Genomic DNA, 17,068 nt, shown 5'->3' with positions numbered 1-17,068 from the left:
CGGGGTGGCCCCTGCCCTAGCTCGAAAGCGCGCTCGTCAGGGCCTTTATATTGTGCCGGACCATATCAATGTAAGTGGGGGCCGGGCCCTTTTCGTCGGTCAGACTGTCGGAATAGAGCGTTCCGCCGATATTCGCCCCGGTCTCGGCTGCGATCCGCCGCATCAGGCGCGGATCGCTGACATTTTCCAGAAAAACAGCCGGAATTTTCTGTCTTTTGATCTGGGAAATGATGGCTGCAATGTCGCGGGCGCTGGGCTCGGACTCGGTCGAGACACCTTGCGGCGCGATGAATTTGATCCCATAGGCCGCCGCGAAATAGCCGAAGGCATCGTGGGTCGAGATCACGCTGCGGCGCTCGGGCGAGATTTTCGCGACCGCCTCCCGGACGTCGTGATCCAGCGCATCGAGTTTTGAAAGGTACGAGGCGGCATTGGCTTTGTAAGCCTCCGCACCGGCCGGGTCAGCCGTGACCAGCGCATCGCGGATGTTGGCGACGTAGGCCTTTGCATTGACCACCGATTGCCAGGCATGCGGATCGGCATCCGCCGGATCGTGGCTATGGCTATCTTCGATCTTGCGCGTGACGATGCCCTTGGTCGCAACGACCGTCGCCGCCTTGCTGCCGGACGATTTGACCAGACGCGGCAGCCAGCCCTCGAGGCCGAGACCATTGACGATGACGAGTTTCGCATCGGTGATCTTCTTGGCGTCGGCCGGCGTCGGGGTGTAGACGTGAGTGTCACTGTTGGGTCCGACCAGCGTCGTCACGCTAACGCGGTCGCCGCCGACATTCTTCGCGAAATCGCCGAGAATCGAGAATGTCGCAACCACGTTCAGCGGGCCACTTGGCACGTTCTGCGCAGGCGCAGGAGCGATGGCCGCAGCCAGTGAAACAATGATGATGCTTGCAAGGCGAAGCACGGTCTCTCCTCACGCTTCGAGATGACGGCCGGGGAAAAGTTGCCGGACAAGACCGCTGACGCTGCCGAACAGGACCGACACGACATACAGGACCGCACACACCAGGATGATCGCAGGTCCCGACGGCACCTTGGTGTGGAACGACAGCAGCAACCCGGCAAACCCCGACAGCGCCGCGCTCGCCACCGCAATTGCAATCATGCCGGTGATGTCGCGCGACCAGAACCGCGCGATGCCTGCGGGCAGGATCATCAGCCCCACCGCGAGCAATGTCCCCAGCGCGTGGAAGCCGTTGACCAGATTGATCACCACGAGCGCCAAAAACGCCAGATGCGCGGGGGCGCCTGCGCGGCTTACGGTGCGCAGGAATACCGGATCGACGCATTCGATCACCAGTGGCCGGTAGATGACCGCAAGCACAAGCAGCGTGATAGTGGCATTGAACGCGATCACCAGCAGGGTCTGGTCGTCCATTGCGAGAATGTTGCCGAACAGCACGTGCAGCAGATCAATGTTGGTGCCTTTGACGGACACGATCGTCACACCGAGCGCCAGCGACACCAGATAGAATGCCGCCAGCGACGCGTCTTCCTTCAACTCTGTGCTGCGCGCAACCAATCCCGACAGAAGAGCCACTGTAAATCCCGCAACCAGTCCGCCGAATGTCATCGCGAACAGATTGAGGCCGGACAGCAGGAAGCCGATGGCAGCTCCCGGCAGGATCGCGTGTGCCATGGCGTCGCCGACGAGACTCATCCGGCGCAGCATCAGGAACACGCCAATCGGCGCGCCGCCCAGCGCCAGTGCGATCACACCGGCCAGCGCGCGGCGCATGAACTCGAATTCGATGAAAGGCGCGATCAGCGCGTCATAGATCATGATCGCCTCATGCCGCCTGCGATGGCGTATCGATGCACGGCGCTGCGCTATCATCGAAGGCTTCGCACATATGCCGTGCGGCCAGAAGATTCTCCGCTGTCAGCACATCTACCGTCTTCCCCCACGCCACCTTCGAGCGGGCTAGCAGCAGCGTCTCTGGAAAATTCGCGCGCACCAATTCCATGTCGTGGAGTGCCGCCAGCACCGTGCGTTTCTCGATGTGCCAGCGCCGCACCAGCGCGATCAGGTCCGCGGACGTTTTCGCATCAATGGCGTTGAACGGCTCATCCAGCACGATCACGCGTGCGTCCTGCAACAACACGCGGGTAAACAGCATGCGCTGCATCTGCCCGCCGGACAGCGTCCCGATCGGACGATTCTCGAATCCGCTCAAGCCTACGGCGGCCAGCGCTTCGCTGATACGATGCTGTTCATCCTTGCCGAGCCCGCCGAAAATGCCCTTGCGGCGCCACAGACCCGCGCCGACGAAATCGTAGACGGAGATCGGGAAACTGCGATCGATGTCGGCGATCTGAGGCAGATAGGCGATGTCGCGCGGATCCAGGCTGCCGAGGCCGATGACGCCCGCCAGCGGCTTGAGAATGCCGACGATGCCGCGAAACAGCGTGGACTTGCCGGCGCCGTTGGGACCGATCACCGCCACCAGCGCACCGGCGGCAACCTCGCCGCTCAGATGATGCACGGCCGGATGCCGGTCGTAGCCGAGCGTAACATCGCGGAATGTCAGTTGCGCGGTCATGCTCACCTCATCGCCAGCAGGACGATGGCCCACAGCCCGGCGCTGATCGCCGCGGCGGCTGTCAGCCGCGCCGCCAGCGTCATCCGCAGGATAGACCAATGGACCGGCTGGGCCGGATGAGGCGATGCAGGGCCATGGCTGTGCAAATGAGCGCCATGTGAATGGCCGTGAGGGTGGGAATGCCCGTGCGAATGGGCCATGAGGTCTGCTTTCCAGGTCCGGTGAGGCTGAGAGGCGCCGCCCCTCAGAATGCTCAGAAATGTTATATTATAACATAACCGGCGTCCACGGTTCCGCAAGGTGTTCCAGCCTCAGGGTTTACCAATCACCATGACGATGGCGGCAGCCAGGAACGGGAACGGGATCGACACCGCGCACCGGAACCAGACAAACCGGGCCGGCATGAAGGGGATTTCCCACAAAATCACCCGCTGGAACGCAAACAGGGCCCAGGCGACCACATAGGCGACCACCTGCGGCGTGCCGCCGCCGCTCTTAAGCGCCACCGCTCCGATGGAAAAGCCGACCACCGGCCCGCCCGGCGTCGCAGCGCCCGCGACCACCGCGGTCGCGATCCCGAGCCAACCCGTATCCGGCCCCAAGCCGCCGACGATCACCTCGGAGGGAATGATCGCGGCAATGAACCCTGACCCGATCACGCCAAGCGCGATGCGCGGCACGATATTGATGAAATCCAATCCGCCGTTGTGCAGCGCCGTGCCCAGCACGGCTTTATCCTGCCGCCATGCGATGACGCTCACGCTGATCAGGGAGCCCCACAGCAATATGTCGATGATGAGCGCGGTCACAGCTTGAACCTGTGACGGACCCGAACATAGACGAAGCGCCCAAGCGCGCCGGCGAGGACCGGCATCGGCAGCGAAATGACAATGCGCCACAGCGTGAAATCCGCGCCCATGATCGGCATCTCCCATGCTACAGCGCGGCCGTAACCGACCAGCGTCCAGCTCACGACCATGGCGATGGTCGCACCGAAATCCGCGCCCACCGCGAGCAATGCACTGGCGACGGGATACGCGGTGAACGGTCCGCCCGGCAGGATCGCGCCGAACGCCGTTCCGATCAGCAAACCCTTCAGGCCGGACTCAGGCCCGAGCGATTTCGACACCCTGTCATGCGGCAATACCGCCGCGATCAAGCCGCCGAGCAGGCAACCCGCCAGAACGCGCGGCATGATCTCGCCGAACAGGGAGACATCGTGAGACAGGATGGTCCAGACGCCATCGAGGCCGTCGCGCCGCCACACCAGCGCGGCGCTGATCGCAACAAGCACCGCGATGATGAACGTCGACCAGCCGAACGGTTTGCGCTTGCTGCGCGAGACGGCTCCAGCGCTTTCTTCGTCGTCGGCAGGTTTGATTTTCAGAGGTTCGGACAAGAAGGACTTTCGCTCAGGCGAAATGCCGGACCAATGCGAGGCCGCCCACAAGTCCCGCGATCGACAGCCCCACCGAGCCCACGGCATAGAACGCGGCAAGGCCGAGCTGGCCGCGCTCATAGAGCAAGACCGCATCGAGCGAGAATGCCGAGAACGTGGTGTAGCCGCCGAGAACGCCGGTCATGATGAACAGCCGCCACGGCTGCGATGCCTCACCCTTGAAGGCGAGATAGCCGGCGATGAGCCCCATCACCAGCGAGCCGGTGATGTTGATCACGAACGTCCCGTAGGGAAAGTCGAGGCCGCACGCGCGGGCGCAGCCGACATTGACCGCATGCCGGAGCGAGGCGCCCAGACCGCCACCGAGAAAAACGAGAAGATAGTTCATGGGAATTTCAAGTCCGATGGGACGCTGTTCCAAAAAAAGGGCCGCAAAAACTTGCGGCCCCTTGGTTGAATGCAGCGGTTACACTGCTTTCGCGAACAGGGACTCGACGTATTCCCAGTTCACGAGGTGATCGACGAACGCCTTGAGATAGTCAGGGCGGCGATTGCGGTAATCGATGTAGTAGGAATGCTCCCACACATCGACGCCGAGGATCGGCGTCGCGCCATGAACCAGCGGGCTTTCGCCGTTCAGCGTCTTGGAAATTTCGAGCTTGCCGTTCTTCACCGACAGCCACGCCCAGCCCGAGCCGAACTGGCCGACACCGGCCGCGATGAAGTCGGTCTTGAACTTTTCAAGACCGCCGAGATCCTCGTCGATCTTCTTGGCGAGTTTGCCGGGGAGCTTGTCGCCGCCGCCGTTGGGCTTCATCCAGTTCCAGAAATGGTTGTGGTTGTAGTCCTGGCCGGCGTTGTTGAAGATCGGCGCGTTCTTGCCGAACGAGCCCTTCACGATATCTTCAAGGGCCTTGCCCTCAAACTCGGTGCCCTTGATCAGATTGTTGAGGTTGGTCACGTAAGCCTGGTGATGCTTGTCGTGATGATATTCGAGCGTCTCCTTCGACATGTACGGCTGGAGCGCATCATGAGCGTAAGGCAAATTCGCGAGCGTGAAGGTCATGGGTCAACTTCCGGAAATTGTGGGTGACGAGGTGTCAACGCGGCGCACTATAGAAGGTTTCCCGGAGAGGGAAACAGATATGCCACGCCGAATCGCAACGGTGGCCCGGAACGCCCGCGAAGCGGGTATTGCCGGGCCACCGTTTTCACTGATTGCCTTATCCGGACAGCCTCTTAAGCAGCTTCGGGCAGCGCACCGCCCAGTTCGTCTCTGGCCTTCGGCGGACGCACATTCATCAGCATCTGGAATGAGCCTGCGATCAGACCGATGATGACCGCGCCTTTCCAGGCCAGATCGTAGCTGCCCAGATGATCGAAAATCAGGCCGCTGCCCCAGGCGCCGATGAACGATCCCACCTGGTGGCTGAGGAAAGCGATACCGGTCAGGGTCGCCATGTAGCGCAGCCCGAACAACTGCGCGACAAGACCGTTCACCAGCGGAATGACGCCGAGCCAGAGCGATCCCATCACCGCCGCGAACACCAGCGTCGAGGCGGGTGTCGCGGGCAGGATGAAATAAACCGCGATCGCCAGCGAACGAACAATGTAAATGCCGCCGAGCAGCAACTGCTTGGGATAACGTCCTCCCAGCCATCCAAACGCATACGACCCGAACACATTGAACAGCCCGATCAGCGCCAGCGCTGTTGCTCCGAGCGATGGATCGAGACCGCAGATCGCCAGATAGTTCGGCAGATGTGTCGTGATAAAGACAAGCTGCAATCCGCAAACGAAGAACGCGAGCGCCATGATGACGTAGCCGGAATGTCCGAGCGCCGACTGGACCACCGCGCCAAGCGACTGGTCCACGTCGTCCGCCTTGTCAATCTGGATCTTGTCCGCACCGCCCGCGCCGAAGGCCGCCGGCAGCATGACACAGGCCAGACCGATGAAGCCGACCAGCGCGATCTGCCACCCTGCCGAGGAAATCAACGCCTGGGCCATTGGTGAAGCAATGACGAGGCCAATCGAACCTGCGGCGGAAATTGCCCCCAGAGTTACGCTTCGCTTGGCGGCGGACACAGCCCGCGCCGACACCGTCATGCTCATGCTCGCGGCGGTGCAGGACAGCGCGATACCCACGCAGATGCCGGCGCCGAAGGTGAACATCAGCGCCGTGGTCGAAAAGATCATGGTGACGAGGCCGAGCGCGTAGACCGCGACGCCGGCGAGCATCACGTAACGAGTGCCGTAGCGATCGGCGAACATGCCGACGAAGGGCTGGGTGATACCCCACATGATGTTCTGGATGGCAGTGGCCAGCGAGAAATCGGCGCTGGTGATCTGGGTATCATGCAGGATCGAAGGCTGGAAAAGCCCGAAGCTCTGCCGCATACCCATCGACAGGCTCAACATGACGGATGCGCCGATCAGGATCGACCACTTCTGGTAGGAGCTGAGCTGAGAAGCCTGCATTGTAGAAAATTCTCCCGATATGACATTCATAATCGCATCGGAATCGGCATTTTACCATCTGCGCAGAGAACAAGGCTGATGTGCGCGGCGCAAAGACAGGCGATCGGATGAGCATCGAAATCGATATCGCGACCGGTGATACGGCCTGGCCCGCGGTCAAACCGCTGTTGTCGGCAGTCTGGCCACCGGAGGTCGTGACAGCATCGCCGTGGGGCCACATCGTCTTCGCCCGTACCGACCTGCGGGTGATGATCGAGCTGGACGGCGATGTCGTCTGTCATGCCGGGATTTACCGACGCACCGGCACCTGGAACGGCCGCAAGGTCATCATCGGCGGAATCGGCGGTGTGGCGACGCGCGAGGATTGCCGCGGACGTGGCTACGCAACACTGGCCATCAATGCTGCGATCCACACGCTCACCGAGGAGCGCGCCACCGATTTCGGAATGCTGTTCTGCGAACCGCACAACACTGCGTTTTACGAAAAACTCGGCTGGCAGACGTTCAACGGCCCCGTCTACGCCGAGCAGCCTGGCGGCCGCGCGCAGTTCACGGCGATGGCGCCCTACGTCTTCAAGATCAAGCGCCTGCTGCGCGAAGGCACCATCGATCTCTGCGGTCTGCCGTGGTGAGCTGCCTGTTGGGCATTCCGGCTTTTCGCGTGCCCAAAAGGCCCAAAATGGGCTGGTATATGATTGTTATGTATACCAACTTGCGTTAGATACGGGCACCCTTCCCCCGAGGGGCTATTTCCCCTGCGATGTTAAGGATCTGGCCTGCGCCGTTCTTTGCCCCGGCAGGATTTCTAATGTGGCGGACACCCTCAGCCCGGCTTGGGTTGAGGGGCGTTACGGCGTAATTTTGAGGACGAGCAAGCATGGCGCGCAACATTCTGATTCTTGGAGCCTCCTATGGCTCGCTGCTGGGAACAAAGCTGCTGATGGCCGGTCACAACGTGACGCTGGTTTGCCGCAAGAACACCGCAGAACTCATCAACCGTGACGGCACTGAGGTTCGCATCCAGCTTCGCGGCGAGCCGGCACACCGCTCGATCTTTTCACGCGACCTGCCCGGGAAACTGGACGCCACGTCGCCCGACAAGGTCGATCTGTCGCGTTACGATCTCGTTGCTCTCGCCATGCAGGAGCCGCAATACACCAATCACACGATCCGCGTTCTGATGATCAAGATCGCCGCGGCGAAACTACCGTGCCTGTCGATCATGAACATGCCGCCGCTGCCCTATCTCAAGCGGATCGAGGGTCTGGCGAACATGGACCTCGAAGAGGCCTACACCAATGCACAGGTCTGGGAACGGTTTGAGCCGGGACTGGTGACGCTCTGCTCGCCAGATCCGCAAGCCTTCCGTCCGCCGGAGGAGCCGGCGAATGTCCTTCATGTCGGTCTGCCGACAAACTTCAAGGCCGCGACATTTGAAGATGAAGCACACAACAAGTTGCTGCGCGAACTCGAAGCGGACATCGATGCGGTGAAGCTCGATGGTCAGGACGTTCCGGTGAAGCTCAAGGTGTTCGATTCGCTGTTCGTCCCGCTGGCGAAATGGTCGATGCTGCTGACCGGAAATTATCGCTGCATCACGCCGACCGATCCTCAGCCGATCCGCGAGGCCGTGCATGGCGATCTGAATCTCTCGAAGTCGATCTACAACCATGTCGATGCGGTCGCGCGAAAGCTCGGCGCAGACCCGGAAGATCAGGTGCCGTTCGAGAAATACGCCAAGGCGGCGGAAAGTCTTCTCAAGCCGTCGTCAGCAGCGCGCGCGGTCGCCAGTGGCGCGCCGTTCATCGAGCGGGTCGACCTGCTGGTGAAGCTGATTTCGCATCAGCTCGGCATGCCCAATGACGAGATCGATCGCACGGTTCAGGTCGTCGATCAGAAACTGAGCGAGAAGATCGTCGTCGGTGGATCCGGCGGATAGTGCGCGCGCTCCGCGAGATTACCGCCACAAACAAAAACCCTTCCAGATCATTGATCTGGAAGGGTTTTTCATTTGGTTGCGGGGATAGGATTTGAACCTATGACCTTCAGGTTATGAGCCTGACGAGCTACCGGGCTGCTCCACCCCGCGATAAACCGGTGCGCGCCTTCAAAAACGACCGACGACAGTTCAACGCCAAAAGCGTCGTTCCAACCCGTCCGGAGGCGAGAGAAGGCAACCAGGGCAAAGCGCCCGTGGTGCGAGGCGTATGTACCAACCACACCCCGCTTTGGAAAGGCCTGCGGACGATCTTTTTCACGATTTTATGACGGCCGTCCAAGGGCCTGATGCCACGGCGTTTCTGCGGTCCTCGCCCCGAGCGGGCTTGCCAACAGGGCCGCGACAGATCAGCCTTCGGTCAACCCAAACAAGGCCAGGCACCCAAAAACCGGCCACGAGGAAACCCAAACGACGCCCCAAGGAAGCCAATGAATCAGGCCGTCAGGACTCCCGCCGCAGGCGGCATCGAGGATGTGTTCCACAGGGCCGTGGCATTGTCCCGCGCGGCAGAGCCCACGCTTGCAGAGCGCCGCGACCGGCTCGCCCGGCTGCGTGCTCTTGTGGCGGAAAACGAGACACAGTTCGACGAGGTGATCTCGGCGGATTTCGGCAATCGCTCCAGGACGGAAACCCTGATCGCGGAGACGCTGTTCGTCCTCGCCGAGATCAAGCACGCGACGAAAAATCTCGGCCGCTGGATGGCGCCGAAGCACGTCGTGACCGAACTGCAATACTTCCCCGCGAAAAACAAACTGCTGCCGCAGCCGCTCGGCGTGGTCGGCATCATCGCGCCGTGGAATTATCCGTTGCAGCTTACGCTTGCCCCCGCGATCGCGGCCATTGCCGCCGGTAATCGCGTCATGATCAAGCCGAGCGAACTGATGCCGCGGTTTTCCGCGCTGCTGCAAAAGCTGATCGCCGAAAAATTTGACGATACCGAAGTGATGGTGACCGGCATCGACGGTGATATTTCCGAGCGGTTCGCGGCGCTGCCGTTCGATCATTTGATCTTCACCGGCTCGACCCGTGTCGGGCGATTGGTCGCCGAAGCCGCGGGCCGCAACCTGACGCCGGTGACGCTCGAACTCGGCGGCAAGTCACCGGCCATTATTGACCGGTCCGCCAATATCGCGGAGGCCGCCGAGCGCATCGTCTACGGCAAGCTGATGAATGCCGGACAGACCTGCATCGCGCCGGACTACGTCCTGATCGCGCGCAACAACATGGACGAGTTTGTCGCCAAGGCGAACAGCGCGGTGGCGCGGATGTTCGGCACCAGCCCCGACAACAAGGACTACACCTCGATCGTCTCGGACAAGCACTACGCCCGGCTGGAAAATCTGGTGCAGGACGCCGCCGCGCACGGCGCCAGGATCGTGCAGCCGGCAAAGCCGGACGATCCTGCATGGAAAGCCAAGCGTAAATTCCCGCCGACCTTCGTCAGCGGCGCGACCACCGGCATGAAGGTGATGCAGGAGGAAATCTTCGGGCCGATCCTGCCGGTGTTCGCCTGCGATACCACCGATGCAGCCATCGCGCATATCAACGCCAACGATCGCCCGCTGGCGCTGTACTGGTTCGGCAAGGACGATGCCGCGCGGGATCAGGTGCTGGCGCGCACGGTCTCCGGCGGCGTCACCGTCAATGACTGCCTGTTTCACTTCGTGCAGGCCAATCAGCCAATGGGCGGTGTCGGCGCGTCAGGCATCGGCGCCTATCACGGCGAATGGGGTTTCCGCACGCTGAGCAAGATGAAGCCGGTGTTCTATCGCTCGCCGTTCAACCGGCTCGCCGACCTTTACCCGCCTTATGGCAGCAAGATCGCGCGCCTGATCAAGCTGCTGCGTTTCATGTCGTAAAATCTTCAAATCAGGACGACCGGCATCAATGCCGGCGTAAACAATGCTGTCAGGGGGAAGATCATGGCAAACACGTTCGACTACGTGGTTGTAGGCGCGGGCTCGGGAGGCTGCGCGGTGGCAAGCCGCCTGTCGGAAGACCCCAATGTCTCCGTCGCACTGCTGGAAGCCGGCGGCAAGGATGACAACTGGGTCGTCACCACACCCGGCGCGCTGATCTTCATGGTCTCGGGTCCGGTCAACAACTGGGCGTTCGAGACCGTACCGCAGCCCGGCCTCAACGGCCGTATCGGTTATCAGCCGCGCGGCAAGGGCCTTGGCGGATCGTCGTCGATCAACGCGATGTGCTACATCCGCGGCCACAAGGCCGACTACGATCGCTGGGCCTCGCTCGGCAATACCGGCTGGTCCTACGCGGATGTGCTGCCTTACTTCAAGCGGTCCGAGGATAACAGCGAACTGGACGGCTTCTATCACGGCAAGGGCGGCCCGCTCAGCGTCACCAAACTGCAGACCGACAATCCGGTTCAGGGCATCTACCTGCAGGCCGCGCGCGAGGCGCAGTTCCGGATCAACGAGGACTTCAACGGCGAGGAACAGGAAGGTCTCGGCGTCTATCAGGTCACGCAGAAAAACGGCGAGCGCTGGAGCGCCGCGCGCGGCTACATCCATCCCTTCATGGAAACGCGCAAGAACCTGCATGTCATCACCGGCGCGCATGCCACGCGCACCCTGTTCGACGGCAAGCGTGCGACCGGCATCGAATATCGGCAGGGCAAGGACACGAAGCAAGTCCAGGCACGCCGCGAAATCATCCTTGGCCTCGGCGCTTTCCAGACACCGCAACTGCTGATGCTCTCCGGCGTCGGCGACCAATCCGAACTCGCCAGACACGGCATCGCATCGGTTCATCATTTGCCCGGCGTCGGCAAGAACCTGCATGACCATCCGGATTTCGTGTTCGGTTTCCGTTCGGACAATCCGAATTTCACCGGACTGACGTTTCCGGGTATCAAGCGCATCATCAAGTCGATCTTCCAGTATCGCCGCGAACGCCGCGGCCCGATGACCTCGAACATCGCCGAGTGCGGCGGGTTTCTCAAAACCCGCCCCGACCTGGATTTACCCGACATCCAGTTGCACTTCTGCATGGCCGTGGTGAACAACCACGGCCGCACGCCATTCTTCGGCAGCGGCTTTTCTTGCCATGTCTGCCTGCTGCGGCCGAAGAGCCGCGGCAGCGTCTGGCTGCAAAGCGCCGATCCGATGCAGCCACCCGCCATCGACCCGAATTTCTTCGGCGACCCGGACGATCTCGAGGCGATGGTCGCAGGCTTCAAAACCACCAAGCGGCTGCTCGATGCCCCGGCGCTTAAGGCCATTCAAACGTCCGACCCGTTCACCGCCGGAGTGGAATCCGACGACCAGATTCGCGAGGCTTTGCGCGCGCGAGCCGATACGGTCTATCACCCGGTCGGCACCTGCAAGATGGGCGTCAACGATCCGATGGCCGTGGTCGACCCAAAGCTCAAGGTGTATGGCATCGACGGCCTGCGCATCGCAGACGCATCGATCATGCCCGAGGTGATTGGCGGCAATACCAATGCTCCCACCATCATGATCGGCGAAAAGGCCGCCGACATGATCAAGGCAGAGATGCGTGCCCGTTGATTGCACGTGCCGCACAGATCAGGCATGACGGCTCATCTACCCAATACCGCCGACAGTTCCATGACCGGTCTGTGGCGGAGACAAGAAACCCAGCAAAAACGGGAGTAACCAGTGGATCTCGGAATTTCAGGACGGCGCGCGATTGTGTGCGCAGCAAGCAAGGGTCTGGGCCGCGCCTGCGCGATCGCGCTGGCCAACGAAGGAGTGCATGTCACGATCACGGCGCGCGGCGCGGAAGCCCTCGCCAAGACCGCGGCGGACATCCGCAAGGCCAGCCCCAGGGTGACGGTGACGGAAGTCGTCGGTGACATCACCACACCGGCCGGACGCGAAGCCGCGCTGAAGGCATGCCCCGATCCGGATATCCTGATCAACAACGCCGGCGGCCCGCCGCCCGGCGATTTTCGCGACTGGACGCGCGACGACTGGATCAAGGCGCTCGACGCCAACATGCTGACGCCGATTGAGCTGATCAAGGCGACCGTCGACGGCATGATGGCGCGCAAGTTCGGCCGCATCGTCAACATCACATCGGCCGCCGTGAAAGCGCCCATCGATGTGCTCGGGCTGTCGAACGGCGCGCGCAGCGGACTCACCGGCTTTGTCGCCGGCATCGCGCGCAAGACCGTGATCGCCAATGTCACCATCAACGGCCTGCTGCCGGGACCGTTCGACACCGACCGCATTCGCGGGCCGATTGCGCAAAAGGCAGCGGACGCGCAGGGCATTTCCGTCGATGACCTGCTGAAGCAGCGCGCCAAACAGAACCCCGCCGGACGCTTCGGCGATCCCGAGGAATTCGGCCTCGCCTGTGCGTTCCTGTGCGGTGCCAAGTCCGGCTTCATCACCGGCCAGAATATCCTGCTCGACGGCGGCGCTTATCCGGGCACGATGTAAGCGCACAGCGCGATCAACGCAAAGCAAACCCTCGGGTTTAAACCCGAGGGTCAAAAACAGAACACGTCGCAGCGACCTGGAGCAGGCTTGATGCAGTGGACCGTCGGCCGGGTAAAGATCACCAACGTCGTGGAAATCGGGGCGACGGGCGGTACGCGATTCATCCTCCCGCAGGCAACGCCTGAAGAAGCGCAGAAGCTGCCCTGGCTGGTGCCGCACTACGCGAACGCCGAAGGCCGGCTCAGGCTCAACGTCCAGTCGTGGATCGTTGAAACGCCGACAAACAGGATCATCGTCGACACCTGTATCGGCAACGGCAAGTCGAACCGGTCTGTCCCCGTCTGGAACGGCCTCGACAAACCGTTCCTCAGCGATCTGGCCGCAGCGGGTTATCCGGCGGACACCATGGATACCGTCCTTTGCACGCATCTCCATGTCGATCATGTCGGCTGGAACACGAAGCTGGTCGACGGCAAGTGGGTGCCGACATTTGCCAACGCCCGTTATCTGTTCGGCAAGACTGAGTATGACTATTGGGCTGCGCACAGTCCGGAGGGCGAACACAAGGCGGTGTTCGAGGATTCGGTGCAGCCGATCGTCGAGGCGGGACGCGCCGAGCTGATCGGCAGCGATCATCGCATCGGCGGCGAGGTGTCGCTGATCGCGACCCCCGGACACAGTCCGGGCCACATGAGCGTTCTCATCCAATCCGACGGCCAGCAGGCGCTGCTGACCGGTGACGTCGCCCACCATCCCTGCCAGATGGCGCACCTCGACTGGTCATCGACGGCGGATTCCGATCCGGTCCGGTCCATCGAGGCCCGGAAAATGCTGTTTTCACGCTTTGCTGACACGCCGACGCTGGTCTTCGGCGGTCACTACGATCCCGGATACATCGTGCGCGACGGTAATGCCTTCAGGCTGGTTGCGGCCCAAAAAGCCCCCTGAAAATGAGGGCGCTGCACAACGGTTGTGGAGGTTGAATTTCGCCGCGCCGTGTCGCATGAAACATCCGACGAATGAAGTATCGGACGAAAACAAAGAGGAACTGCCTATGAAACTGGTTCGTTATGGCGCCGCGGGACAGGAGAAGCCCGGATTGCTCGACCGCTCGGGCCGCATTCGCGACCTGTCGGCTCTGGTCAAGGACATCAACGGCGATGCGCTGTCGCCCGCCGCTCTTGCCAAGATTGCGGCGGTCGATCCGGCGTCGTTGCCGCTGGTTGACGGCAATCCGCGCCTCGGTTCACCAGTCACGGGCATCACCAAATTCGTGGCTATCGGCCTGAACTACGCCGATCACGCCGCCGAAGCCGGCATGGCGATCCCGTCCGAGCCGATCGTTTTCATCAAGGCCAACACCAGCCTGTGCGGGCCGAACGACAATGTCGAAAAGCCGCGTGAATCGACCAAGCTCGACTGGGAAGTCGAACTCGCGATCATCATCGGCACCAAGGCCAAGTATGTCACCGAGGCCGACGCGCTGAAACATGTCGCCGGCTACGCGGTCTGCAACGACGTCTCGGAGCGCTACTTCCAGATCGAGCGCGGCGGCCAATGGACCAAGGGCAAGTCCCACGACACCTTCGGCCCGGTCGGTCCATGGCTCGTGACCGCCGATGAAATTCCGGACGTCCACAAGCTCGGCATGTGGCTCGACGTCAACGACAAGCGCTGCCAGACCGGCTCGACCGCGACCATGATCTTCAACGTGCCGAAGATCATCTCCTATGTCTCTGGATTGATGACGCTGTATCCCGGCGACATCATCACCACCGGCACGCCGCCCGGCGTCGGCATGGGTATGAAGCCGCAGAAATTCCTCAACGTCGGCGATGTCGTCACCCTCGGCATCGACGGTCTCGGCGCGCAGCGTCAGGAAATCGTCGCGGCGTAACCGCCGTTGCATTCATGGTTCCGGCGTTCGCGCCGGAGCCTGTTGTTCACGTCGCCCAATCAGGAACATCCCATGAAGCTTGCCTACTCACTGGCGTCGCCGTTCGCGCGCAAGATCCGCATCGCGGCGATGGAGCTCGGCCTGTTCGACAAGATCGAGTTTGTGGTTCCGATCAAGGCGATCCCGGTTACCGAAAATGAAGAGTACGCACGCAACGTGAGTCCGCTGCGTAAGATTCCCGCACTGATCCTCGACAGCGGTCAGGTCATTGTCGATTCCTACGTCATCGCGGAATATCTCGATGAACTCGCCGGCGGCAAACTGATCCCCGCATCGGGTCCGGCGAAATGGCAGGCCAAGACCGAGCATTCCATCCTTCAGGGCATGCTCGATGCGCTGCTGCTGTGCCGTTACGAGAAGATGCTGCGGCCCAGGGAGTTTCTCTGGGCCGGATGGGCGGACGACCAGTTCAAGCGCGCGTGGGATGGTCTGGCGCGCTATGAGGCGCATCCCGATGTGCTGACCCGCCCGCTGGACATCGTGCAGATCGGTATCGTCTGCGTGCTCGGCTATCTCGATTTCCGCTTTCCCGATTGCGGCTGGCGCAAGACCTTTCCGAAGCTCGACGCATTCCATGAAAAAATGATGCAGCGGGACTCGGTGAAGTCCACCGTTCCGCCGCCGGCCTGATCGAGGACCAATGATGAGCGACCGCGCAGACGACACGGATTTCAAAGCCTGGCACGCGGTCGCCGATCTCTATCACGCCTATTTCACCGGCCTGATCATGTCGCTGGTGACGCGGCGCAACAGCGCCGACGCTGCGGAATTCGTCTATCGCGTGTTCCGCCGCCAGCACCACGAGCGCTTTCTCGCCGGCATCGAAAAATTCGGCCTGACCAGGGCGCCGCACGCGGTCGCCGCCGCGCAGTATCACTATCTCAGCAACCAGATCGGCGGCGTCAACGTCGAGTACATGCGCGAGTCCGACCGCAAGGCCTGGATCCGCTATCCGCCGCCGCGCTGGGTCTGGCGCGGCACCGCGATCTGCGCCATTCCCGGCGAAGTCTCGGCCGGAATGCTTCGCGGCTGGCACGCCCACAACGGCGTTTCGTTCAAGAACCCACGGATGGGTTTCGTCTGCACCAAGCAGACCGTCGATGGCCAGAACGGCCTCGAGGGATTTTATTACGAATACGACCGCGATCTTTTGCCTGACGAGCGGCTGGTGTTCGCGCGGCATCTCGAAGCCCCGCTGTTCGATCCAGCATTGGCACCCAAGCTCGCGACCGACACATGGCCGCGCGCGCGGCTGGAAAAGGCCTATCGCAACTACGCGATGGAATATGTGCGCTCGGCGCTGCCCGTGATCGTCAACCTGTTCAGCCCATCCGATGCAGGCCATCTGCTGCATCTGACCGGACGGCTGATCGGCATGCAGTTCTATCCCGACATCGCTGCGAGTTTTCCCGCGGCTCACGACAGCGGCCCGCAAGGCTTCGGTGCCTTCCTGCTCGAATTCCTGCACGCGGCAGGCGACGAGGCCGATCTCGCTCGGACGAGCCGCGGAATCACGATCTCACAGAAGCAATGGGGACTGATCGCAGGCGCAGCGGACTATCACCCGATGTCCCTGCGCGCGCTGACCGGGTTGATCGAAGGCCTGATGACCGCGCATGACCGTCGCTTGTCGCTGAATTTCTCGGCCGATTCAGATCGCGCGCCCGGCCCGCTGACATGGACCATCACGCAAAAGCCGCTCGCAGCAACCGACGACGGACGGTTTCCCGCATAATCGCGTTTTCAGGGAAGTCGAACAGCGCCCGTTGTTCTCGCGGCGCAGTTATGCGTCCGAGGTCTGCAAACTCCCCTTCCGCCCAAGCGGGAGGTGGAGCGGCGGGAGGCGCCAAGGTGCTTGCGAGGCACCTTTGGCGAACTCTTGCGATCGAGTCCGCCGCGCAGCCTTGCGAGGGCCGCGCGCGCCTGATGCGACAGGCGCTGCGCCTCCCGGCGCTCCACCATCGTCACTCAGGTTTCATGCCGCGCTGCTCATGAAACATCGCGGCTTCACGCAATAGGAATATAATCTTAGATCGGGGAAGTCAAGCCCGCTCCAGCGCGGCGCGGTCCCAGCGGCCGGCATTGGCTGCGGCGTCATAGGTGCTCTGGAAAAACGCGAGCAGCATGGCCTCTGGATCGGCAGACATCCGCACCGCATCGTAATCCAGAACGAATTCCTGAAGATTGGGATCGAACGACGCCTGCGGCGGACGCAGCGGCGCATCCGCGAATCCCGCCGGTGCC

At 61.9% G+C, this 17,068-nt stretch carries 19 protein-coding genes and 1 tRNA gene (1 of these 20 running past the window's edge); 9 read left to right on the top strand and 11 right to left on the bottom strand.

The window, feature by feature from the left end; genetic code table 11:
* Nucleotides 1-16: 16 nt before the first annotated feature.
* From AC1Q6J_RS15700 to AC1Q6J_RS15660, 9 genes are all read right to left on the bottom strand, one after another.
* On the bottom strand, nt 17-922 hold the full coding sequence (locus AC1Q6J_RS15700) for a metal ABC transporter substrate-binding protein (protein ID WP_492280140.1): 906 nt from the start codon (nt 920-922) through the stop codon (nt 17-19).
* A gap of 9 nt (nt 923-931) precedes the next feature.
* The gene (locus AC1Q6J_RS15695; protein ID WP_492280139.1) at nt 932-1,801 is read right to left on the bottom strand and encodes a metal ABC transporter permease; all 870 of its coding nucleotides are present in this window, start codon (nt 1,799-1,801) and stop codon (nt 932-934) included.
* 7 nt (nt 1,802-1,808) lie between these two features.
* Nucleotides 1,809-2,561 carry a metal ABC transporter ATP-binding protein gene (locus AC1Q6J_RS15690; RefSeq protein WP_492280138.1) on the bottom strand — a complete coding sequence of 251 codons (753 nt, stop codon included), beginning with the start codon at nt 2,559-2,561 and terminating at the stop codon, nt 1,809-1,811.
* Between the two features lie 2 nt (nt 2,562-2,563).
* Complete coding sequence (locus AC1Q6J_RS15685; protein ID WP_492280137.1) at nt 2,564-2,761, bottom strand: hypothetical protein; 198 nt, start codon at nt 2,759-2,761, stop codon at nt 2,564-2,566.
* A 111-nt stretch (nt 2,762-2,872) separates the two neighbouring features.
* A complete protein-coding gene (locus AC1Q6J_RS15680; RefSeq protein WP_492280136.1) occupies nt 2,873-3,370 on the bottom strand; it encodes a hypothetical protein in 498 nt (165 codons plus the stop codon).
* Entirely contained in the window at nt 3,367-3,960 is a 594-nt protein-coding gene (locus tag AC1Q6J_RS15675; protein WP_492280135.1) for a permease, read from the bottom strand. Before AC1Q6J_RS15675 ends, AC1Q6J_RS15680 begins: the two co-directional genes overlap by 4 nt.
* Nucleotides 3,961-3,973: 13 nt before the next feature.
* Nucleotides 3,974-4,348 (bottom strand): fluoride efflux transporter CrcB, encoded by a 375-nt coding sequence (gene crcB, locus AC1Q6J_RS15670; RefSeq protein WP_492280134.1) that lies wholly within the window; start codon nt 4,346-4,348, stop codon nt 3,974-3,976.
* A gap of 78 nt (nt 4,349-4,426) precedes the next feature.
* Nucleotides 4,427-5,026, bottom strand: a complete 600-nt coding sequence (locus AC1Q6J_RS15665) for a superoxide dismutase (RefSeq protein WP_492280133.1) — start codon at nt 5,024-5,026, stop codon at nt 4,427-4,429.
* A gap of 173 nt (nt 5,027-5,199) precedes the next feature.
* Nucleotides 5,200-6,441: an MFS transporter gene (locus AC1Q6J_RS15660; protein ID WP_492280132.1), complete on the bottom strand. Its 1,242-nt coding sequence runs from the start codon at nt 6,439-6,441 to the stop codon at nt 5,200-5,202.
* Nucleotides 6,442-6,548: 107 nt separating this feature from the next.
* Here AC1Q6J_RS15660 and AC1Q6J_RS15655 point away from each other — a divergent pair, with 107 nt between their 5' ends.
* Both AC1Q6J_RS15655 and AC1Q6J_RS15650 read left to right on the top strand, forming a co-directional pair.
* On the top strand, nt 6,549-7,073 hold the full coding sequence (locus tag AC1Q6J_RS15655; RefSeq protein WP_492280131.1) for a GNAT family N-acetyltransferase: 525 nt from the start codon (nt 6,549-6,551) through the stop codon (nt 7,071-7,073).
* 245 nt (nt 7,074-7,318) lie between these two features.
* A complete protein-coding gene (locus AC1Q6J_RS15650) occupies nt 7,319-8,380 on the top strand; it encodes a ketopantoate reductase family protein (RefSeq protein WP_492280130.1) in 1,062 nt (353 codons plus the stop codon).
* Nucleotides 8,381-8,453: 73 nt separating this feature from the next.
* Here the strand turns inward: AC1Q6J_RS15650 and AC1Q6J_RS15645 are convergent.
* Nucleotides 8,454-8,530: transfer RNA gene (locus AC1Q6J_RS15645), tRNA-Met, on the bottom strand.
* Between the two features lie 338 nt (nt 8,531-8,868).
* On the opposite strand from AC1Q6J_RS15645, the gene AC1Q6J_RS15640 reads away from it, so the two are divergent.
* The 7 genes from AC1Q6J_RS15640 to AC1Q6J_RS15610 all read left to right on the top strand — a co-directional run bounded on the left by AC1Q6J_RS15640 (nt 8,869) and on the right by AC1Q6J_RS15610 (nt 16,559).
* Nucleotides 8,869-10,299: a coniferyl aldehyde dehydrogenase gene (locus AC1Q6J_RS15640; RefSeq protein ID WP_492280129.1), complete on the top strand. Its 1,431-nt coding sequence runs from the start codon at nt 8,869-8,871 to the stop codon at nt 10,297-10,299.
* A 63-nt stretch (nt 10,300-10,362) separates the two neighbouring features.
* Nucleotides 10,363-11,970: a GMC family oxidoreductase gene (locus AC1Q6J_RS15635; protein WP_492280128.1), complete on the top strand. Its 1,608-nt coding sequence runs from the start codon at nt 10,363-10,365 to the stop codon at nt 11,968-11,970.
* 111 nt (nt 11,971-12,081) lie between these two features.
* Complete coding sequence (locus AC1Q6J_RS15630) at nt 12,082-12,867, top strand: SDR family oxidoreductase (RefSeq protein WP_492280127.1); 786 nt, start codon at nt 12,082-12,084, stop codon at nt 12,865-12,867.
* 90 nt (nt 12,868-12,957) lie between these two features.
* A complete protein-coding gene (locus tag AC1Q6J_RS15625; protein ID WP_492280126.1) occupies nt 12,958-13,815 on the top strand; it encodes an MBL fold metallo-hydrolase in 858 nt (285 codons plus the stop codon).
* A gap of 106 nt (nt 13,816-13,921) precedes the next feature.
* On the top strand, nt 13,922-14,764 hold the full coding sequence (locus AC1Q6J_RS15620; protein WP_492280125.1) for a fumarylacetoacetate hydrolase family protein: 843 nt from the start codon (nt 13,922-13,924) through the stop codon (nt 14,762-14,764).
* 72 nt (nt 14,765-14,836) lie between these two features.
* On the top strand, nt 14,837-15,454 hold the full coding sequence (locus AC1Q6J_RS15615; RefSeq protein ID WP_492280124.1) for a glutathione S-transferase family protein: 618 nt from the start codon (nt 14,837-14,839) through the stop codon (nt 15,452-15,454).
* A 13-nt stretch (nt 15,455-15,467) separates the two neighbouring features.
* Nucleotides 15,468-16,559, top strand: a complete 1,092-nt coding sequence (locus tag AC1Q6J_RS15610) for a hypothetical protein (RefSeq protein WP_492280123.1) — start codon at nt 15,468-15,470, stop codon at nt 16,557-16,559.
* Nucleotides 16,560-16,866: 307 nt separating this feature from the next.
* On the opposite strand, the gene AC1Q6J_RS15605 is transcribed toward AC1Q6J_RS15610, so the two are convergent.
* Nucleotides 16,867-17,068 carry the end of a DUF5996 family protein gene (locus AC1Q6J_RS15605; protein WP_492280160.1) on the bottom strand. It continues 725 nt past the right edge of the window, so only the last 202 of its 927 coding nucleotides appear in the window; its start codon lies off the right edge, out of view; it ends in the stop codon at nt 16,867-16,869.

This window comes from Afipia sp. MLSD5-FHT05B12 (assembly GCF_058793355.1).
The sequence above is the reverse complement of the archived record's forward strand: the minus strand, read 5'-3'. Positions and strand labels throughout refer to the sequence as shown.